Here is an 18,516-nt window from a genome sequence, read left to right as displayed (position 1 = left end):
GATCAGTCCCTCGGTCCGCCGGCGACGTAGATGACCTGCCCGGAGACGAACCCGGCGCCCTCGCTGACCAGGAACGAGACGGTGTGCGCGATGTCGTCGGGCGTGCCGACGCGCTGCACCGGGATCTGGCTCGCCGCACCGGCCTTGAAGTCCTCGAACGAGACGCCGAGCCGGTCGGCCGTCGCCGCGGTCATGTCGGTGGCGATGAACCCCGGCGCGATCGCGTTCGCGGTGACGTTGAACTTGCCCAGCTCGATCGCGAGGGTCTTGGTGAAGCCCTGCATCCCGGCCTTGGCGGCGGAGTAGTTGACCTGGCCGCGGTTGCCGAGCGCCGAGGTGCTCGACAGGTTGACGATGCGGCCCCACTTCTGGGCGGTCATGTGCCGCTGCACCGCGCGCGTCATCAGGAACGAGCCGCGCAGGTGCACGCCCAGCACGGCGTCCCAGTCGTCCTCGGTCATCTTGAAGATCAGGTTGTCCCGCGTGATACCGGCGTTGTTGATCAGCACGGTCGGCGGGCCGAGTTCGTCGGCCACCTTCGCCACGGCCGCCTCGACCTGGTCGGCGTCCCGGACGTCCAGGCTGGTGCCGAACGCCTTGCCGCCGTCGGCCGTGATGTCCTCGGCGCCCTGCTTGACGGCAGCCTCGTCCAGATCCAGCAGGCCCACGGCGAACCCGTCGCCGGCCAGCCGCCGGGCGACCGCGGCACCGATACCCCGGCCGGCGCCGGTGACGATCGCGACACGGGAGTGCGATTCCGTCACGTGCCTTCCTCCTCCGCATTGAGAACTAAGCGAGCGCTTAGAAAACTACCGGTAACCGTCGGCGGCCGGTAGGGATGTAACTCAAGTCACCCGGCAGAGCGTAGTAGCGGGACCGCCAGGGTCGCGACCGCGAGCAGCTCGGTCAGCGCCATCAGCCGCTGCACGAGACCGAGCGGCACGAACCGCCACCACGGCCCGCCGCCCGCGAGCATCACGAGGACACCGGTGAGGATCAGCCCGAACCAGCCGAGCGAGGCCAGCGCCAGCACCCGCGCGGCCCAGCGCCAGCCGGTCTCGCCGGGGAACGCCGCGCTGGTCGCGATCAGGATGCCGACCGGCAGCACAGTGAACCCGATGAGGCTCGCGATGTTGTGCACCGTGCCGCCGGTGCTCGGCCCGACGGACCAGTCGGTCTTCGGGAACACGACGATCACCAGCAGGCTCACCGTCCACACCGCACCCGCGACGAGCGCGGCCGACGGCATCGTGTTGCGCAGCGCGTGCAGGGTGAACAGCAGCGCCGAACCGGCCGCGATGAGCACGAGGGCCAGGTTGAAGATCCACTTGTTGGTGCTGAGGCCGTACTCGCTGATCGTCCGGCGCAGCGGGTTGATCTGGGCGGTGCCCGGCAGGAACTGCAGGAGGAGGACCAGTAGCGCCCCGGCGACGATCGCACCGGCACCGAGCACACCCGCTGTCACTCGGCCGATGTTACGGACGGTCAGCTGAGAAGTGGATGTCCGCCACTACGCGCCGGCCCCTCGCCCGACCGCCACCCCTCATCGAGACGCTTCGCGCCGCAGTAATCTCCAAATATGGAACAACGGGTGCTGGGCCGGACGGGCCGTGCGGTGTCGGTGGTCGGGCTGGGAACGTGGCAGCTGGGCGCGGACTGGGGCGAGGTGAGCGTCGAGGACGCGCACGCCGTGCTCGACGCGGCGGTCGAGTCGGGTGTGAACTTCTTCGACACCGCGGATGTCTACGGCGACGGCCGGAGCGAGCAGGTGATCGCCGGGTACCTGAAGGGCCGCACCGACGTCTTCGTCGCCACGAAGATGGGCCGCCGGGCGAGCCTCGACCCGGCGAACTACACCCTGGACAACTTCCGGGCGTGGACCGACCGGTCCCGCGCGAACCTCGGCGTCGACACGCTGGACCTGGTCCAGCTGCACTGCCCGCCGACGCCGGTCTACTCCTCGGACGCGATCTACGACGCGCTCGACACACTGGTCGCGGAGAAGCGGATCGCCGCGTACGGGGTGAGCGTCGAGACCTGCGACGAGGCGCTGACCGCGATCGCGCGGCCCGGCGTCGCGAGCGTGCAGATCATCCTGAACCCGTTGCGCCTCAAGCCTTTGGAGCGCGTGCTGCCCGCGGCGGCCGAGGCCGGGGTCGGCATCATCGCGCGGGTGCCGCTCGCGTCGGGCCTGCTGTCCGGACGGTACACAAAGGACACCGTGTTCGCGGCGAACGACCACCGCACGTTCAACCGGCACGGCGAGGCTTTCGACCAGGGTGAGACGTTCTCGGGCGTGGACTACGCGACCGGTGTCGAGGCGGCGGCGGAGTTCGCCGCGCTGGCGCCGGAGGGGGCGACCTCCGCGCAGACGGCGTTGCGGTGGATCATCCAGCAGCCCGGCGTCACGTCGGTGATCCCGGGCGCGCGCTCACCCGAGCAGGCGCGCGCGAACGCGGCCGCGGCCGGGCTCGCGCCGTTGCCGTCCGGCACGCTCGACGCCGTGAAGTCCTTGTACGACCGGCGAATCCGCGCGCAGGTGCACCACCGCTGGTAGCGCTCAGGCCGTGGCCGCCAGGACGCGGCCGAGGGCGGCGTGCAGCTGTTCGAGCTCGGCGAGGTCCATGCCGAGCTCCTCGACCACGCGGTACGGGATTTTTTCCGCTTCCTTGCGGAACTCGCGGCCGGCTTCGGTGAGCTCGACGGTCAGCGCGCGCTCATCGGACCGGCTGCGCTCGCGGGTCAGGTAGCCGAGCACTTCCAAGCGCTTGAGCAGTGGCGAGAGCGTCGCGGGATCGTGACGCAGCGTCTCGCACAGGTCCTTCACCGTGCGGGGAGCCTTGTCCCACAAGGCAAGCAGGACCAGATACTGCGGGTGCGTGAGGCCGTACGGCTTGAGCAGCGGGCGGTAGATCGCGATCACGCTGCGCGAGGCCAGCGAGAGCGCGAAGCACACCTGTCGGTCCAGGGCGAGCGGATCCGGCCCGAGGTCGATCGTCGTCATCGTCACTCCAATGGTTAGTGTGCTAAATATTAGTCTACTATCGTCAGCGTGAGACAACGACCGAACCCGGCCCAGTGGGTCTGGTACGCCCTCGGCGGCCGCCTGCCCGACCGGTGCCGCGAATGGGTTCTGCACGACACGACCTCGACGACCTGGGTCTGGCGGCACACCGCCCGCACCACGGTGCTCATCGGGCCGCTGATGCTGGTGTGGCTGCTGCTGCCCGGCCCGCTGCTGCTGCGGCTGGCGCTGGTGCTGATGGCGGGGCTGGTCGGCTACTTCTACTCCTTCGTCTACATGGAGGAAGCGGCCGAGAACCGGCTGGCGAAGCACGGTTATCCGCGTGGCACCGGCAAACGTGTCCGCGCCGAGGCACACGCCGAAGAGGACGAGGCGATCCGTCAGCGCTACATCGCCCAGTACCGCACCCCGCACGAGTAGGCGATCAGGGCGGAAGTCCTTACGTACCGGTGACCTTCGTGCCTGGTCCCGTCCGCGCGCGGCGCGCACGGTCGGGGAGACCCGGTCACCTGGCCGGGCACGACCAGGCGAAGGAGGCGGTCGGGATGAGCACACCCGCGCCCTATCCGGTACGTGTCGAGGCCTCGCTCGATCCCGCGCTGTCCCGCTGGCTGTGGCTGGTGAAGTGGCTTCTCGTCATCCCGCACTACGTCGTGCTCGCGTTCCTGTGGCTGGCGTTCGGGATCCTGACCATCGTCGCGTTCTTCGCGATCCTGATCACCGGCCGGTACCCGCGGTCGATCTTCGACTTCAACGTCGGGGTGCTGCGCTGGAGCTGGCGCGTGCACTACTACGCCTACGCGGCGCTGGGCACCGACCAGTACCCGCCGTTCACCCTCGCCGACATCCCGGAGTACCCGGCGCGACTGCAGGTCGACTATCCCGAACACCTCTCGCGCGGGCTGGTGCTGGTGAAATGGTGGCTGCTGGCGATCCCGCAGTACATCATCGTCGGGCTGTTCGTCGGCGGCGGCATCTGGTACGCGTGGGGCGACCGCACCGGGAACTTCGACTGGGCGGCCGGCGGCCTGGTCGGCATCCTCGTCTTCGTCGCGGGCGTCATCCTGCTGTTCACCGGCTCCTATCCCCGGCCGGTCTTCGACTTCGTGCTCGGCATGGACCGCTGGGTGGTGCGGGTCGCCGCGTACGCCGCGCTGATGACCGATGCCTACCCGCCGTTCCGGATGGACCTCGGTGGCCGTGACCCCGCCGGGCCGCTGCCCGGACATCCCGCCGCGGACGAGCCGGGGCCCCGACACCAGTGGACCGGCGGCCGGATCACCTCCGTCGTCGCGGGCGCGGTGCTGGCGCTGATCTCGATGGGCCTGCTCACCGGCGGCGCGACGGTGCTGTGGGCTGACCGCTCCGACCGGGACGCGGACGGCTTCCTCACCGCCTCGAACACGTTCTCCACCAGCGGTTACGCGCTGACCACCGAGCCGGTGGTGCTGACCGGCGCGGTGCCGCCGGCGAACGTCGTCGGGGACGTGCGCGTCCGGGCGGAGTCGCTCGATCCGGCGCAGGCGGTGTTCCTGGGCATCGCACCGTCGGCGAGTGTCGACCGCTACCTGGCCGGGGTGAGCTACGCGACCGTGAACGACGTGTCCTCGCGCGTCCAGACCGTCCACAGTGGAATTCAACCGCCGGCCCCGCCGCAGGACGCCGGTATCTGGACGGCGCAGGCCGCGGGCACCGGCACCCAGACGGTGTCCTGGCCGATGCGCTCGGGTGACTGGACGGTCGTCGTGATGCACGCGAACGGCGCGCCCGGGCTGGACGTGCGGGCCGAGGTCGGCGCGACCGCGCCGGCACTGGGCCAGATCGCGGGCGGCTTCCTGGCGGCCGGAGTCGTGGTGCTCGCCGGTGGTGTCGCGTTGATCGCCGTCCCCATCCATCGCGCGTCGCGGCAGCCACAACTCCAGTGAACCGTCCAGTGTGGACGATTCCGGTCAGCGGTACGGATCCGTGATCTCGCACAGCTTTTGCAGGGTTTCCCGCAGCTGCGCCATTTTCCGCTTGCCGACGTGTTGTTCCCACTCCGCTTCGATGCGCTCGATCTCGGCGGTGCCGACCGGCACCGCCTCCCGGGCCTTGTCGGTCAGCCGTACCAGCCGTGCCCGCCCGTCCGTCGGGTCCGGCACGCGCTGCACCAGGCCCGCCTTTTCCAGCTGGTCGACGAGAAAACCCGCGGTCTGCTTGGTCACCTGCGCCGCCTCGGCGAGCTCGGTCAGCCGGCTGCCGTGCTCGGCGACCCGCTGCAGCACCCGCGCCTGCGAGACCGTGACGTCGAAGCCCGCCGCGTCGATGGCGTCGAGCACCCGGTTCTCCAGGTGGCGGTACGGGATGTAGAGCAGCAGTCCGATGTTCACCGGCGCTCCTTGACTATGGTCAGAGACACTGATTAAAGTAGTCAGGACATCGTACCAAATCCAGGCGAGGTCTCCATGGATCACAACGAAAAATGGGCAGCCGTCGACGCCGAACGTGGCCGGGTGGCCGATCTCCTGGACCAGCTGTCGGACGCCGAGTGGGCGTCGCCGTCGCTGTGCGAAAACTGGACGGTGCTCGACGTCGCGGCCCATCTCACGGCCGGCCCGCACTTCACCGCCGGCGCGGTGGTGAAGGCGATGATCAAGGCCCGGGGCAGCTTCAATCGGATGGTCTATGCGAGCGCGAAGGAGCTGGCGGCGAGCCGGTCCCGGGACGAGCTGATCGGGCTGATCCGGGACGCGGTCGGCTCCCGGCGGCTCGCGCCGGGCCAGAGTCTCGACAACGCGCTGATGGACGTCCACGTGCACGCACAGGACATCGCCATCCCGCTGGGCCGCCGGCACCCGATGCCCGCCGGTGCGGCGGTCGCGTCCGCGGAACACCTGTGGGACCTCGGTTTTCCCTTCCACGCCCGCCGAAAATGGGCGGGACACCGCTTCGTCGCGACGGACGCGGACTGGACCGCGGGCGAGGGCAAGGAGATCACCGGCCCCATCGAGGCGGTCGTGATGCTGCTGGCCGGCCGGACGGCGACGGTGTCCCGGCTGACCGGGATCGCCCGGTGATCGGGATCGCGGTGACCAGGATCGCGCGGTGACCGTTCAGTTGCGCGCGTAGCGGCGACCGCCGGTGGCCTCGTCGTTGACGGCGTGCAGCAGCTGCCGGGCGACCGTCCGCGCGGCGGGTTTGATGCTGTGCCAATGCAGTTCGGCCCACCGCCGGGACACCGGGTCGGCCACGCACATCCGCGTCTCGAAGGTCAGCAGGCTCTGCCGCCGCTGGTAGGGGAGCACCGCGAAGGACAGCGCGATCGTGCCCGACCGGGGCCGCTGATAGTGCGCGAACCCGTCCGCGGTGATCTCGTGCCAGATCGGCAGCGGCGTCCAGAACCGGCCCGCCGCGCCGAACGCGATCTCGCGGCCGGGTCGTTCGCCGAGTGACACCCACGGCGCGCCGCGCAGGATCTCTTCGAACGCCGGGCCCTGCTGGCGCGGCCGGGCCGGGACCACCCGCGTCCGGGTGAGCACCCGCAGCGTCGGGGATTCCGGGTTCCCGCCGCGCAGGTGCTCCACCGCGGCGAAGGTGACCGCGGCCGGCGCCTCGATCACCAGATGTTCGGTCAATACGAACTGGCGGTCCGGCGCGAACTTGTCCAGCAGGGTCCGCTCGCCGTGGTCGGAGGACACGTGCGGCCACCTCGTCTCCCTCTCGGTGGTCCGAGCGTTCCGCACCGGGGGAGGGCCGCACAGGGTACAAGGTCCCGGACCGCGGATGGGGTCTTTCGCTGTGCCGGCGGGGACTCTCGGCCCTTAGTGGTCCATGCCGCCGTTTGCGAGATTGATCGGGGGGATGGAGGGAGGTGCGTCCGGATGGACGGCAAGTCGGTTTGGATCGCACGCCAGGTGCGCTGGCTCCGCTCGCGGCACAGTCCGCTCGCGACGCGGTGGGACCGGATCGAAGTGCTCGCGGCGGCCTTCGCGATCCTGCTGTCGCTGGCGATGCTGCCGGCCGCGCTGGCCGTCGGCGGACAGGTCTACACCGGTGCGGCGCGCCAGGCCGCCGCCGAACAGGCGAGCCGCACCGAGACCACGGCGGTGGTGCTGGCCGACACGACCGAGACGACGAGCGTCCGGATGACCGGTTCGGACGTTCCGGTGCGGGCCGCCTGGCGGTTGCCGGACGGGAGCGAGCGCACCGGGGACATCTACGTCACCGCCGGCACGGACGCGGGCACGCGGACCGACATCTGGATCGACCGGGCGGGCGACCCGGTGCCCGCACCACTGACGCGGGCGGGGGCGCTCGGCGCGGCGTGCGGGGTCACGGTGCTGGCCTGGGCGGGCATGCTGGGCGTGCTGGCGCTGGCGTTCTGGGGCACGCGGCGGATGCTGGACCGGCGGCGCGGCAACGACATCGCGGGCGAATGGCGGCAGCTGAGCCGCGACCTGAAGCGGTTCTAGCGGGATTCGCCGGCAGGTCGCCGTTCGTGCAACTTCGTCGCGAGCACGGCGGCCTGCGTGCGGCGTTCGAGGCCGAGCTTCGTGAGCAGCCGGGAGACGTAGTTCTTCACAGTTTTTTCCGCGAGGAACATACGTTCGGCGATCTGGCGGTTCGTCAGGCCTTCGCCGATCAGGTCGAGCAGCATGCGTTCCTGTTGGGTGAGTTCGGACAACGGTCCTTCATGGGTCGCGTCGGCGCGCAGCTTCGCCATAAGCGTTGCGGCGGCGCGGTTATCCAGTAGCGAGCGGCCGGAACCGACCTCGTGCACGGCCGAGATCAGTTGCAGGCCTTGGATGTCCTTGATGACGTAGCCGCCGGCGCCGGCGAGGATGGCGTTGAGCATGGCTTCTTCGTCGGTGTAGGAGGTGAGCATCAGGATGTTCAGCTCGGGTACCCGCGAGCGCAGTTCCCGGCAGAGTTCGACGCCGTTGCCGTCGGGCAGCCGCACGTCCAGCAGCGCCACGTCGGGCCGCAATGCGGGAATCCGGGCGAGTGCGTGTGCGGCGGTGGCTGCTTCGCCGATGACGGTCAGTCCGGGGTCCGCTTCCAGCAACCCGGCCACTCCACGTCGGACGACTTCATGGTCGTCCACCAGAAACACCGTGATCAAGGTTCACACCTTTCGTCCTCGGCCCAGAGGCTAAGGGGTCAGGGGGCCCTGGCGACGGGTCGTTAGGTCCCCACAGCTGAGGACCAAGGTCATCACGGCGTCAGCACGGCGGCGCCGGTGACCCGGTCGGCCGCGAGATCCGCGAGCGCCCGGTCGGCGTCATCGAGCGCGTACGGCGTGGTCACCACGTGCAGCCGGTGCTCGGCGGCGAACGCGAGAAAGTCCCGCGCGTCCTGGCGGGTGTTCGCGGTGACACTGCGCAGCTGGCGCTCGGAGAACAGGTGCTCCTGGTAGTTCAGCGACGGGATGTCGCTCAGGTGGATCCCGGCGATCGCGAGCGTGCCGCCGCGGTCGAGGGCCGCGAGCGCGGGCGGCACCAGCTCACCCGCGGGCGCGAACAGGATCGCCGAGTCGAGTGGTTCGGGCGGCGGGTCCGCGGCGTCGCCCGCCGACGCCGCGCCGAGCTCCAGCGCCAGCCGCCGCGCTTCCGCGCTGCGGGTCAGCACGTGCACGGTCGCGCCCTGGGCGAGCGCGACCTGCGCGGCGAGATGCGCGCTGGCCCCGAACCCGTAGATGCCGAGCCGCGCGTGCGCGGGCAGCCAGGCCCGCCGCAGCGCGCGGAAGCCGATGATCCCCGCACACAGCAGGGGCGCGAGCTCGACATCCGAGTACCCGTCAGGCAGCCGGTGCGCGTAAGCCGCGGGCACGGTCGTGTAGTCGGCGTACCCGCCATCGGCGTCCCAGCCGGTGTAAACCGAGTAGGGACAAAGGTTTTCCGCGCCGGACCGGCAGTACCGGCACTCCCCGCAGGTGCCGCGCAGCCAGGCCACCCCGACCCGGTCGCCCTCCGCGAACTCCGCGGCCCCGGAGCCGACACCGGCGACCTCGCCGACCACCTCGTGCCCGGGCACCACGCCCGGCCGGTGCACCGGCAGGTCCCCCTCCAGCACGTGCAGGTCGGTCCGGCACACCCCGCAGGCCAGCACGCGCACCAGCAGTTCGCCGGGGCGGGGGATCGGCACGGGTTCGCGGTGCCGCTCGAACTTGCGGGCAGCGGGCGGCCCGGGCCGCTCCACGCGCCAGGCCCGCATGTCGGTCATGCCCCCAGCCTCAGCGCTCGCCGGCCAGGGGACCAGGGCCGAACGGCCCTGATCGGGATGGCATCCGGGCACCCAAAGCCCCTCGCCGTGAGGCCGGTCGACTCTACTCGCGGCCGCGCGCCGGCAGGAAACCTGGTCAGCAGACGAAAGCGGAAGGGGGTGGCGGCCATGACATGGTCGGCGACCGAGGTGGGGGTTCTGGCGCGCGCCGCCGAGCGGGCACCGTCAGTGCACAACACCCGGCCTTGGGCGTTGGAGATGCGCGTGGACGGGGTGGACCTGTTCGAACGGCCCGAGGCGTGGCTGCCCCGGCACGATCCCGGCGGCCGTGACCGGACGATCTCGTGCGGCGCGGCGCTGGCCAACCTGCGTCTCGCGGTCAGGGCACTGGGCTGGGATGTGAAGGTTTCCCTGTTCCCGCAACCGGTTCGCGCCGACCTGGTGGCCCGGATCGTGGCCACCGAACACGGTGAGCCGAGCGAGTCCGAGGTGGTCCGGTACACCGCGATCTTCCGGCGGCGCAGCTACCGCGCGCCGTTCGGGCTGCACCCGGTGCCCGCCACGGAAGTCCGGGAACTGATCCGCGCCGACGTCACCGAGGGCACCGGCGTTCACGCGCTGCGCTGGTCCGACGCGCCGCCGCTCGCCGAACTGCTCGGCTACACGGCCTCGATGCTGCGCGGCGACCGTGCCTACCAGCGCGAGCTGCAGGCGTGGTCCGACCAGTTCCGCGAGCCGCTGCCGGACGAGCCGACCCTGCCGTGGGGCGGGCTGGTACGGCCACAGACGCGGGTGCCCGATGTGCTCACCCTGACCGAGCGGCTGCGCGAAGAGTGCCTGCTGGTCGTGCTCACCGACGATGACAGCCGCCGCGATCACCTGCTCGCCGGGGTGGCGCTGCAGGAGGTCTGGCTGACCGCGGTCGCGCGCGGGCTCGCCGGGTCGGTGCTGACCCAGCCGCTGCAGCTGCCCGAGGTCCGGGCCGGCCTGATCGAGCGGCTCGGGCTGCCGGGCCACCCGCAGGCGATCCTGCGCCTCGGCTATCCCGTGACCGCGCCCCCCATCGCCGCGCGCGCCGCGCGGACCACCGGCGCGCCTTCGTGAGTGGCGCTAGGAGACCGGCGCGCTCCAGACGATCCGGGTGCCGCCGGCCTCGGGCGCCTCGATGCGGAACGAGCCGCCGGCTTCGTCGGCGCGGGTGGCGAGATTGTGCAGCCCGCTGCGTGCGACGGGCTCCGGCATGCCCTGGCCGTCGTCGGTGACATCGATGACGAGGTCGTCGCCGACGGAGATGGTGACCGTGAGAGTGTTCGCCCGGGAGTGCCGGACCGCGTTGGTCACCGCCTCCCGCACGACCGCCTCGGCGTGCTCGGCCAGTGGCGCGGACACGACGCCGAGCGGTCCGGAGACCCGGACGGTGGACTGCATGCCCGAGTTCGCGGTGACCTCCGCGATGATCTCGTGTAGCCGCTTGCGCAGCTGCGTGGTGCCTGGCAGCCCGCCGTGCAGGTCGAAGATCGCGGTCCGGATCTCGGCCACGATGTTCTGCACGTCCTCGACCGCGTCGGTCAGCCGGCGCTGGATGTCGGGGGAGCGGGTGCGCAGCCGGGTGCTCTGCAGCGCGAGACCGTGCGCGAACAGCCGCTGGATGACGTGGTCGTGCAGGTCGCGGGCGATCCGGTCGCGGTCGGCGAGCACCTCGAGCTGGTAGAGCCGCCGCTGGTCGTCGGCCAGTTGCAGGGCTAGCGCGGCCTGGTCGGCGAAGGACGCCGCGAGCGGCACCTGCCAGGTACCGAACCGCTCCCCGCCCGCCCGGCGCAACGCGACCAGCACCCCCGACACGGTGTCGGCGGACGCCCGCAGCGGCAGCACCATCGCCGGCCCGAACTCCTCCGGGATGTCGGTCGTGACATTCCACCGCAGCCGGTCGGTCAGTACCGGCGACGCGTCGCGGAAAGCCTCGCCGCAGCTGGACTCCGCGACCGTGATCAGCTTGCCCCGCAGGCCGGCCGGGTCCAGGCCCTCGCACACCGTGACGACCAGGTTCTCGACCTCCGGCGTCGGCAGCTCCGGGTCCTCCGGCTGGGCGACCAGCGTGTAGTCCGCGCCGGTCAGCACCGTCGTGCGGTGCGCGATGAGATCGAGCACCTCCTCCGGCCGGGCGGGGGACAGCAGCTCGGCGCGGATCTCGCTGGTCGCCTCCTGCCAGCGCTGCCGCATCTGCGACTCCTCGTACAGGCGCGCGTTCTCGACGGCGATGCCGGCGGCCGCGGCCAGCGCCTGCACCACGACCTCGTCGTCCTCGGTGAACGGCTGCCCGCCGGACTTCTCGGTGAGGTAGAGGTTTCCGAAGACCTGCCCGCGCACCAGCACCGGGACGCCGAGGAAGCTGCGCATCGGCGGGTGGTTCGCCGGGAACCCCGAGGAGGCCGGGTGCCGGGCGAGATCGCTGAGCCGGATGGGCTTCGGCTGGTCGATCAGCAGGCCGAGCAGGCCGTGCCCCTCGGGCAGGTGCCCGATGCGCGTGCGGGTGTCCTCGTCGATGCCCTCGTAGACGAACTCGGCGAGCCCGACCCCGTCCGCGTTCAGCACGCCGAGCGCGCCGTAGCGGCAGTCCACCAGGTCGATCGCGGCGTGCACGATGCGCCGCAGGGTCGCGTCGAGCTCCAATCCGCCCGCCACCGCCAGCATCGCCTCGAGCAGGCCGTCCATCTGGTCGCGGGCGCCGACGAGCTGCTCGACGCTTTCCTGGACCTCGACCAGCAGCTCCCGCAGCCGTAGCTGGGACAAGGTGCCACGCAGGGACGGCGTCCCCTCGCCGGAACCACGGTCTTGGTGCGCCATGGGGCAAGCTTGGCACCGGTGGTCCCGTTTCTCCAGGGTGACAACCACTCACGGCCTAAGGGCCTTTTTGCTCTATCGGCCCCATGCCCATGGTCGCGAGCATGAACCGGATGTCGGGCGAAGGCCTGTCCTGCACCCGCCCGGCGCGCCACCGGGAATGGACGATCGAGTGGATCGTGACCGCGCGATGCGGGTCTGGGCCACGGTGTCGCTGTGCGCGCGGACGCGGCGCGAGCGGCTGGCCCCCCGGCACGCGTGTCTTGCTTGTGTGACAGCGTTTTCCCTCAGCGGTGTGGCGCTGGTGCTGGCGAGTGAAGTCGACACGATGGAGCCGGTGTACGTGACCGGTGACCGCGCCAGGGTACTGACCGAGCTGCAGCTGACCCTCGGCGACGGGCCGGGCCGCGACGCGCTGGACTCGGGCGCGCCGGTGCTGGCGGCGGATCTCACGTCGGACGCCAGCGCGCGCCGGTGGCCCATGTTCGCGCCCGAAGCGGCGCGGCGGGGGACACGGAGCATGTACAGCGTGCCGCTCGCGCTGGGCGCGCTGAAGGTCGGCGTGCTCGACCTGTACCGCGACACCCCCGGCGAGCCCGACATCGAGGAGCTCATGGATGCGGTCGTGTACGCGGACGCCGCGCTGCTGCTGGTACTCGACGAGCTCGGCGGCATCCCGACCGCGACCGAGGCCGGGGAGCAGGGCGCCGACCGGCCCGCGCTGTGGCACTCCGAGGTGCACCAGGCGGCCGGGATCCTCTCGGTGCAGCTCGGCGTGCCGGTGCTGGACGCGCTGGTCCGCCTGCGCGCGCACGCCTTCCGTAACGAGGAGCCGCTGACCGCGGTGGCGCGCGCGGTCGTCGAGCGGCGGCTGCGGTTCGACCACAGCACCAACGGTTTCCGCCGGCAGGGGCGAGGGAGTGCGCCCTGACCGCGGACGGGGGAGCGCTCGCCGCGCCATCCGATCTCAGCTGATTTGCCCGATTCGGGCAACCAGCGGGCTGACCTCGGCATCTTCCCGGCACCACACCACCGGACCAGGTGTAACCCACCAGTTCGACATGCCGGGCGGCGCGGATGCTGGCACGCTATTGGGCACCGGACGCGAGGGGGCATCGCACGACTCCGGTGCCGACGAGCATGGCCCGGTCGCGGTCCCCAACCTGCGGACTGCCGGACGCCGGGCCCGCAGGGGAGTGTGAGTGTGAAAGCCATGACTGGAAGAGCCCGGTCCGCCCGGTTGGTGCAGCGGACGTTCTTCGCGCCACCACGGGATCTCGAGCCCGAAGAGCTTTACTACGAGACCGAACTGGGGTCGGCGGTCGCCGAGCGGCCGCGCGTTCGCGTCGAGCCGAACGCCCGGGTCGGCACGAACACCTACTTCGGCCGGTTCCCGGCGAGCTACTGGCAGCGCTGGACCACCGCCGAGCAGGTCGGCGTGCGGGTCAGGGCCGAGGGCACGGGCCGGATCCGGCTGCTGGCCTCGGACAGTGCCGGGCTGACCAGGGCGGTGGACAGTGTCCGGGTGGACGCGCCCGGCGCGCAGACGTGCGAGTTGCACGCCCGGCTGAACCAGTTCGCCGACGGCGGGGCGCTCTGGCTCGAGTTCAGCACCACCGACGCCGGGCCGCTGACCGCCGGCGATGTGCGCTGGGAGGTCACGGCCCCGGCCGCGGAACGCGGCGCGGCGATCGCGATCTGCACCTACAACCGCGCCGACGACTGCGTGGCGACCCTGGGGATCCTGGCCGCCGACCGGGAATGCGTGGCCGCGCTGGACGCGGTGTACGTCGTGGACCAGGGCAGTGACGCGGTCTCGTCGCGCCCGGGGTTCGCCGCGGCGCGGGAGGAGCTGGGCGAGGCGCTGCACTACATCCGCCAGCCCAACCTCGGTGGTGCCGGCGGGTTCACCCGTGGGCTGTGCGAGGCGACCGCGGGCGAGCCGGAGAGCTGGCCGTACGTGCTGCTGATGGACGACGACATCGTGCCCGAGCCGGACACGGTGCTGCGGATGCTGGCCTTCGCCGCGCACGCCGCGCGGCCCACGATCGTCGGCGGGCAGATGCTGCAGCTGCTGCATCCCGACCGGCTGCACGTCGGCGCGGAGCGCACCGATCTCGCCCACCTTCGGGCCGGGCGGGCCGTGACCGAAGCGGTCCACGACGCGGACATGACCAAGTCCCGGCAGGAGATCCGGGTCGACGCCGAGTACAACGCGTGGTGGTCGTGCGTGATCCCGCCCGAGGTGCTCGGCGGCGTCGGCTACCCGCTGCCGATGTTCTTCCAGTGGGACGACATCGAGTACGGGCTGCGGGCCCGCGCCGCCGGCTTCCCGACCGTCACCCTCGCGGGGGCCGGCGTGTGGCACGCGGACTTCTCGTGGAAGGACTGGGACGACTGGTCGCGCTACTTCAGCCTCCGCAACGCGCTCGTGGTCAGCGCGCTGCACGGCGAGTTCGACATCAAGGGCACCGCGTGGTTCCTGTTCGGTGAGCTGTGGCGGTACCTGACCTCGATGCGGTACGGCCTGGCGCGCACGCTGATCGCCGCGGTCGAGGACTTCCTGCGCGGCCCGGAGGTGCTCGGGGACGGCGGGGTGCAGGCGGTCGCGACGATCCGCAAGCTGCGCGCCGAGTACCCGGAAACCGTGGTGCATCCGCTGTGCGGGGCGCCCGTGCTGCCGGTCGCGGTGCCCGAGCCGACCCCGTCGAAGCCGAGCCTGGTGCTCACCAAGCGGGCGGTGTACCAGCTGCTGGGCCGCACCCGGGGAGCCGCCACGATCGCCGCCCGGCACAACCGGTGGTGGCACGTTTCCTTGTACGACAAGGCGGTCGTGACCGACCCGGCGCAGAACGGGGTGCGGCTGCGCGAGCGGGACCCGGCGGTGCTGCGCGCGCTGGCCACGCACGGCACCGGGGTGATCGCGCGGTTCCTGCGGGAGGGGCGGCACGCCGGCCGCCGGTACCGGGACGCGATGCCCGAGCTCACCAGCCGGTCCAACTGGTCACGGCTGTTCGAAACGGATTGAGGGGACTTCTTATGTTGGAGCGGCTGCGCGAGGGCCTGCGGACCAGGCTCGCCCGGGTCGTCGACGAGAGCGCCGACCGGCACTACGCCCGGCTCGAAGCCCTGGTCGACGAGCTGCGGCGGGACCTGCGTGACGAATCGGCGCGGCTCGCCGACCTGGTGCGGGAGGTCGAGTTCCGCTCGCGGCGCGACATCTACGCGGCGGGGGAGCGCGCCGCGGTCGCGAGTGCCGACCGGTTCGTCCGGCAGCACCTGCCCAGGGTGGCGAGCTTCCCGCACCCGATGGAAACGTTGCAGCACAGCCTTTCCTTCACCCCGGACGAGGGCATGGTGTGCGAGTTCGGCGTGTTCAGCGGCACCTCGCTCAAGGCGATCGCGGCGGCGCTGCCGGGGCGCGAGATCTACGGGTTCGACTCGTTCCAGGGGCTGCCCGAGGCGTGGCGGACCAACATCCCGGCGGGCGCGTTCCACCGGCGCGGTGAGCTGCCCGAGGTCGACGGGGCGGAGCTGGTGGTCGGCTGGTTCGCCGACACCGTGCCGGAGTTCGCCGCCACCCATCCGGGTCCGGTGGCGTTCCTGCACCTGGACGCCGACCTGTATTCGTCGACCGTGACCGTGCTCGACCACCTCGGGGACCGGCTGCGCCCGGGCAGCGTGGTGCTGTTCGACGAGTACTTCAACTACCCGGGCTGGGAGGAGCACGAGCACCAGGCGTGGCAGGAGTTCGTCGCCCGCACGGGCATCACGTTCGAGTACCTCTGCTACACGTCCAACAACGAGCAGCTCGCCCTCCGCATCACCTGAGTGCCGAACTCGCTGTCCTGAGTGTCGGACTCGCCGGGCTCCCCGCGAGTCCGACACTCGAGACGCCGAGTCGTACGTTCGGGACGGCGAGTTCTACGTTCGGGACGCCGAGTGCTACGCCGGGATGAGCAGGACCCAGACCTGGCCGGGGGACGCGGGGAGCGGCGCGCCGCTGTCGGTCGTGAAGGTGGTGCCCGCGTCCGCCGAGGGGCGGGACCAGGTGCCGTGGAACGACTGCCCGTCGCGCAACATCGTCGCCTCGCCGGTGCCGGTCGTATGCACGAGCGGTGAAGCGCCGTTGCCGCCGAGTGCGCTGGTCGTCGTGGTCACCCGCTGCAGGATCACCGTCGACGCGGTCAGCTGCCCGGACTCGGTGGAGGTGAACGGGGTGCCGTCCATCGAGATCCGCCAGCGCCCGTCAGCCCAGTGGAACGCGAAGGAGGCCGCGCCGACAGCCGCCGTCTGATCGGTCGCCGGGGTCCCGCCGGCGGGCGCCGCGCCGCGCGGCAGCACCGCGTCGGGCAGGGCGCCGTCGCTCGTCGGCAGCGCGGCCGCGTGCGCGTACAAGTTGTGCGGCGCCGCCTTGCCGGGCTGGCGGAAGTAGGCGGCCGGAACGTCGTCCGGCGAGGCATTGACGACGCGCGCGGACAGCGGCGGCGTGTGCAGCGCCTGCACGACCTCCGGTGCCGCGCCGGAGTACGCGAACACCGGATGCCGGTACTGGGCGAGCAGGTCGAAGTCCGTCTCCCGGGCACTGCGCACGGGACCGACCACGTCCGGCCGGTTAGCCGTGAACACGGCCGCCGCGCGGGTCAGCCCGCCCTCGACGGGCTCCACGTAGAGCACGTCGGCCGAGCCGAGCCCGGTCGCGGGCCGCGCCTCGTCCACGTTGTCGATCTTCACCACCAGCACCGGGCCGGTGGACCCGGCCTGCTCGGGCGGGGCCGCCGCCGGCCCGCCCCGCAGCGCGAGGACCGCCACGACCGCCGCGGCGACCAGCACGACGACGACCGCGACCACCCAGATCACCTGCTTACGGCGCACAATTGTCCATTGTGGACCGTGGGGTAGAGCCCCGCAAGCCGCCGTTCAGACCTCTTCCGCGCCGGTCAGCCGGGCGATCACGACGCGCAGGCCCGCGTCGAAGTCTTCGGGCACCGTGGTGCGGGGCAGCGGGTCCGGGCGGTCGGCCGCGACGAGCGGGCGGGCGAGCCCGATCCCGGTCACCGTCCAGCCGCCGGGTGCGTGCAGGTTCCGCTGGGTGACGGTGATCGCGACGGTGCGGCCGATCGCGCGGCGGACCAGCTCCCGGTCCCGGCCGGCCGGGACCAGCAGGTCACCCTCGTCGAGCACGAAACACGTCAGCGGTACCGGATCTTGCCCGTCGATCGACGCGAGGACGGGCCGGTAGCGCGCGGGGGCGCGGATCAGCCGGACGCATTCGCCGTGCGACAGGGTCCTCGTCGGCACGCCGCTCCTCGATAACGAGTCCACAAAGGACGGTCAGGATCGGGACCGGGCAGGTCCTTCACCAGGTTCGCGAGAAACTTAGTCCCTCACTCCGCGGCCCGCTACCTCGGTGGGGTAATCACCGCCATCCCGGCGCGGGCGGGGGAACCTCAGTCGAGGGCTCCCCCCGGCCCCGGGAAGATCAAACCGGGTGTGCCGGACGGGGTGGCCGTGGCGCGACTGCGGGTCCGGGCGAGGTCGCACAGCCGGTCGAACACGGGGCCGAGCCACGCGGCGAGCTGCCGGCGGGTGTTCGACGGGGTGTCGAGCACACCCCGCAGCATGAACAACCCGGTGACGGCGGGTACCTGGGCAGCCCACGCGAGTTGCCGCGCGCGAAGCACGTCCGCGCGTTCGTCCCAGTCGAAGGGCTGGAACGGTCCGGTGTCGGTGGTCGTGAGGTACTCGCGGAGCTGGGCGACCAGCCGGGCGTCCAGGCCCGGGCTCGCCGCCGCCAGACACGAGCCCACCGGCTCGGTCGAAGCCAGTGCCAGCAACAGATCCGGGGTCACGAACGCCCGCCCGGACGCCCGGCACGCTTCGTAGGGGTGGCTGAGCACCTCCCGCAGCCCGGCCGACAGCGGTACCAGCCTCGACAGGCCGTCGTGCATGCTCACCGCGGCGAGGTTGGCGCCCAGCTGTTCCAGCCTGGCCAGGACGACCTGCCCGAACAGCGGATTGTCCGGCCTGCCCGCGACGCGGGTGAGTTCCTCGGGAATGAGCCGGAGCGTGCGCGCGACGACGGTGTCGAACGGCACCGGGAAGGTTTCGGGATCCAGCCCGAGCTCCCGGGCGTGACGCCGCCACCGCGCCAGGGTTGGCGCGTCGGGCGACTCCGTCGTGATCAACGACGGGATGTCGGCCGGAGCCACGTCCGCGACCAGGCGTTCCAGCAGGCCCAGCGTGTGCTCCAGCTCCGCACGACCGACGCCGTCGTCTTCCATCTCGTACACGGCACGCCACAACGCGCCACGGCACACGTCTTCCAGCGCCCGGCTGTCACGCTCGCCCAGCGCCAGGTCGGTCAGCTTGCGCCGGGCCGGGCCGGCGAGCTCTTTGGCGAGCGAGCCGGCGAGCTTGGTCACCACGAGTTCCATCACGTTTCCGCA

Annotated in this window: 20 protein-coding genes; 9 read left to right on the top strand and 11 right to left on the bottom strand. The window is 71.6% G+C overall.

Annotation, left to right across the window (positions count from 1 at the left end; all coding sequences use genetic code 11):
* Window positions 1-2: 2 nt before the first annotated feature.
* Both fabG and LOZ83_RS14745 read right to left on the bottom strand, forming a co-directional pair.
* The gene (gene fabG / locus LOZ83_RS14750; protein ID WP_236791153.1) at window positions 3-764 is read right to left on the bottom strand and encodes a 3-oxoacyl-ACP reductase FabG; all 762 of its coding nucleotides are present in this window, start codon (window positions 762-764) and stop codon (window positions 3-5) included.
* 86 nt (window positions 765-850) lie between these two features.
* The gene (locus LOZ83_RS14745; RefSeq protein WP_236791152.1) at window positions 851-1,465 is read right to left on the bottom strand and encodes a DUF998 domain-containing protein; all 615 of its coding nucleotides are present in this window, start codon (window positions 1,463-1,465) and stop codon (window positions 851-853) included.
* Window positions 1,466-1,579: 114 nt separating this feature from the next.
* Between LOZ83_RS14745 and LOZ83_RS14740 the strand changes: the two genes are divergently transcribed.
* Window positions 1,580-2,557, top strand: a complete 978-nt coding sequence (locus LOZ83_RS14740; protein ID WP_236791151.1) for an aldo/keto reductase — start codon at window positions 1,580-1,582, stop codon at window positions 2,555-2,557.
* A gap of 3 nt (window positions 2,558-2,560) precedes the next feature.
* Here LOZ83_RS14740 and LOZ83_RS14735 read toward each other — a convergent pair whose 3' ends face one another.
* Window positions 2,561-3,004 (bottom strand): MarR family winged helix-turn-helix transcriptional regulator, encoded by a 444-nt coding sequence (locus tag LOZ83_RS14735; RefSeq protein WP_236791150.1) that lies wholly within the window; start codon window positions 3,002-3,004, stop codon window positions 2,561-2,563.
* Window positions 3,005-3,052: 48 nt separating this feature from the next.
* Between LOZ83_RS14735 and LOZ83_RS14730 the strand changes: the two genes are divergently transcribed.
* Window positions 3,053-3,445 (top strand): DUF5313 family protein, encoded by a 393-nt coding sequence (locus LOZ83_RS14730; RefSeq protein WP_374202663.1) that lies wholly within the window; start codon window positions 3,053-3,055, stop codon window positions 3,443-3,445.
* Between the two features lie 125 nt (window positions 3,446-3,570).
* Window positions 3,571-4,950, top strand: a complete 1,380-nt coding sequence (locus LOZ83_RS14725; protein WP_236791149.1) for a DUF4389 domain-containing protein — start codon at window positions 3,571-3,573, stop codon at window positions 4,948-4,950.
* Window positions 4,951-4,974: 24 nt separating this feature from the next.
* Here LOZ83_RS14725 and LOZ83_RS14720 read toward each other — a convergent pair whose 3' ends face one another.
* Window positions 4,975-5,394: a MarR family winged helix-turn-helix transcriptional regulator gene (locus tag LOZ83_RS14720; RefSeq protein ID WP_236791148.1), complete on the bottom strand. Its 420-nt coding sequence runs from the start codon at window positions 5,392-5,394 to the stop codon at window positions 4,975-4,977.
* A gap of 75 nt (window positions 5,395-5,469) precedes the next feature.
* On the opposite strand from LOZ83_RS14720, the gene LOZ83_RS14715 reads away from it, so the two are divergent.
* Entirely contained in the window at window positions 5,470-6,081 is a 612-nt protein-coding gene (locus LOZ83_RS14715) for a maleylpyruvate isomerase family mycothiol-dependent enzyme (protein ID WP_236791147.1), read from the top strand.
* 36 nt (window positions 6,082-6,117) lie between these two features.
* Here LOZ83_RS14715 and LOZ83_RS14710 read toward each other — a convergent pair whose 3' ends face one another.
* Window positions 6,118-6,702 carry a hypothetical protein gene (locus LOZ83_RS14710; protein WP_236791146.1) on the bottom strand — a complete coding sequence of 195 codons (585 nt, stop codon included), beginning with the start codon at window positions 6,700-6,702 and terminating at the stop codon, window positions 6,118-6,120.
* 183 nt (window positions 6,703-6,885) lie between these two features.
* On the opposite strand from LOZ83_RS14710, the gene LOZ83_RS14705 reads away from it, so the two are divergent.
* Window positions 6,886-7,476 (top strand): hypothetical protein, encoded by a 591-nt coding sequence (locus LOZ83_RS14705; RefSeq protein ID WP_236791145.1) that lies wholly within the window; start codon window positions 6,886-6,888, stop codon window positions 7,474-7,476.
* On the opposite strand, the gene LOZ83_RS14700 is transcribed toward LOZ83_RS14705, so the two are convergent.
* Together LOZ83_RS14700 and LOZ83_RS14695 are read right to left on the bottom strand one after the other, a co-directional pair.
* Window positions 7,473-8,126, bottom strand: coding sequence for a response regulator transcription factor (locus tag LOZ83_RS14700; RefSeq protein ID WP_236791144.1), 654 nt, complete (start codon window positions 8,124-8,126; stop codon window positions 7,473-7,475). The two genes, LOZ83_RS14705 and LOZ83_RS14700, sit on opposite strands and share 4 nt — an antisense overlap.
* Before the next feature lie 92 nt (window positions 8,127-8,218).
* Window positions 8,219-9,217, bottom strand: coding sequence for a zinc-binding alcohol dehydrogenase family protein (locus LOZ83_RS14695; RefSeq protein WP_236792082.1), 999 nt, complete (start codon window positions 9,215-9,217; stop codon window positions 8,219-8,221).
* 177 nt (window positions 9,218-9,394) lie between these two features.
* Between LOZ83_RS14695 and LOZ83_RS14690 the strand changes: the two genes are divergently transcribed.
* Complete coding sequence (locus LOZ83_RS14690; RefSeq protein ID WP_236791143.1) at window positions 9,395-10,330, top strand: nitroreductase family protein; 936 nt, start codon at window positions 9,395-9,397, stop codon at window positions 10,328-10,330.
* Window positions 10,331-10,336: 6 nt separating this feature from the next.
* Here the strand turns inward: LOZ83_RS14690 and LOZ83_RS14685 are convergent, their stop codons facing one another.
* The gene (locus LOZ83_RS14685) at window positions 10,337-12,070 is read right to left on the bottom strand and encodes a GAF domain-containing protein (RefSeq protein ID WP_236791142.1); all 1,734 of its coding nucleotides are present in this window, start codon (window positions 12,068-12,070) and stop codon (window positions 10,337-10,339) included.
* 268 nt (window positions 12,071-12,338) lie between these two features.
* Between LOZ83_RS14685 and LOZ83_RS14680 the strand changes: the two genes are divergently transcribed.
* The 3 genes from LOZ83_RS14680 to LOZ83_RS14670 all read left to right on the top strand — a co-directional run bounded on the left by LOZ83_RS14680 (window position 12,339) and on the right by LOZ83_RS14670 (window position 15,898).
* Entirely contained in the window at window positions 12,339-12,998 is a 660-nt protein-coding gene (locus LOZ83_RS14680) for a GAF and ANTAR domain-containing protein (RefSeq protein ID WP_236791141.1), read from the top strand.
* A 282-nt stretch (window positions 12,999-13,280) separates the two neighbouring features.
* Complete coding sequence (locus tag LOZ83_RS14675) at window positions 13,281-15,095, top strand: glycosyltransferase (protein ID WP_236791140.1); 1,815 nt, start codon at window positions 13,281-13,283, stop codon at window positions 15,093-15,095.
* 11 nt (window positions 15,096-15,106) lie between these two features.
* Complete coding sequence (locus LOZ83_RS14670; protein ID WP_236791139.1) at window positions 15,107-15,898, top strand: TylF/MycF/NovP-related O-methyltransferase; 792 nt, start codon at window positions 15,107-15,109, stop codon at window positions 15,896-15,898.
* Window positions 15,899-16,012: 114 nt separating this feature from the next.
* On the opposite strand, the gene LOZ83_RS14665 is transcribed toward LOZ83_RS14670, so the two are convergent.
* From LOZ83_RS14665 to LOZ83_RS14655, 3 genes are all read right to left on the bottom strand, one after another.
* The gene (locus LOZ83_RS14665; protein ID WP_236791138.1) at window positions 16,013-16,942 is read right to left on the bottom strand and encodes a DUF3048 domain-containing protein; all 930 of its coding nucleotides are present in this window, start codon (window positions 16,940-16,942) and stop codon (window positions 16,013-16,015) included.
* 45 nt (window positions 16,943-16,987) lie between these two features.
* Window positions 16,988-17,368: a hypothetical protein gene (locus tag LOZ83_RS14660; RefSeq protein WP_236791137.1), complete on the bottom strand. Its 381-nt coding sequence runs from the start codon at window positions 17,366-17,368 to the stop codon at window positions 16,988-16,990.
* Between the two features lie 149 nt (window positions 17,369-17,517).
* The gene (locus LOZ83_RS14655; RefSeq protein ID WP_236791136.1) at window positions 17,518-18,507 is read right to left on the bottom strand and encodes a hypothetical protein; all 990 of its coding nucleotides are present in this window, start codon (window positions 18,505-18,507) and stop codon (window positions 17,518-17,520) included.
* Window positions 18,508-18,516: the final 9 nt, after the last annotated feature.

Source organism: Amycolatopsis sp. GM8, from assembly GCF_021653975.1.
Taxonomy (GTDB): domain Bacteria; phylum Actinomycetota; class Actinomycetes; order Mycobacteriales; family Pseudonocardiaceae; genus Amycolatopsis_E.
This window is presented reverse-complemented; position numbering and strand designations above follow the sequence as displayed.

Excerpts from the sequence above, each read along its gene's own strand:
- LOZ83_RS14740 (WP_236791151.1), top strand. The coding sequence starts at position 1,580 with ATGGAACAACGGGTGCTGGGCCGGACGGGCCGTGCGGTGTCGGTGGTC.
- LOZ83_RS14735 (WP_236791150.1), bottom strand. The coding sequence starts at position 3,004 with ATGACGACGATCGACCTCGGGCCGGATCCGCTCGCCCTGGACCGACAG.
- LOZ83_RS14725 (WP_236791149.1), top strand. The coding sequence starts at position 3,571 with ATGAGCACACCCGCGCCCTATCCGGTACGTGTCGAGGCCTCGCTCGAT.
- LOZ83_RS14715 (WP_236791147.1), top strand. The coding sequence starts at position 5,470 with ATGGATCACAACGAAAAATGGGCAGCCGTCGACGCCGAACGTGGCCGG.
- LOZ83_RS14705 (WP_236791145.1), top strand. The coding sequence starts at position 6,886 with ATGGACGGCAAGTCGGTTTGGATCGCACGCCAGGTGCGCTGGCTCCGC.
- LOZ83_RS14695 (WP_236792082.1), bottom strand. The coding sequence starts at position 9,217 with ATGCGGGCCTGGCGCGTGGAGCGGCCCGGGCCGCCCGCTGCCCGCAAG.
- LOZ83_RS14690 (WP_236791143.1), top strand. The coding sequence starts at position 9,395 with ATGACATGGTCGGCGACCGAGGTGGGGGTTCTGGCGCGCGCCGCCGAG.
- LOZ83_RS14685 (WP_236791142.1), bottom strand. The coding sequence starts at position 12,070 with ATGGCGCACCAAGACCGTGGTTCCGGCGAGGGGACGCCGTCCCTGCGT.
- LOZ83_RS14675 (WP_236791140.1), top strand. The coding sequence starts at position 13,281 with ATGACTGGAAGAGCCCGGTCCGCCCGGTTGGTGCAGCGGACGTTCTTC.
- LOZ83_RS14670 (WP_236791139.1), top strand. The coding sequence starts at position 15,107 with ATGTTGGAGCGGCTGCGCGAGGGCCTGCGGACCAGGCTCGCCCGGGTC.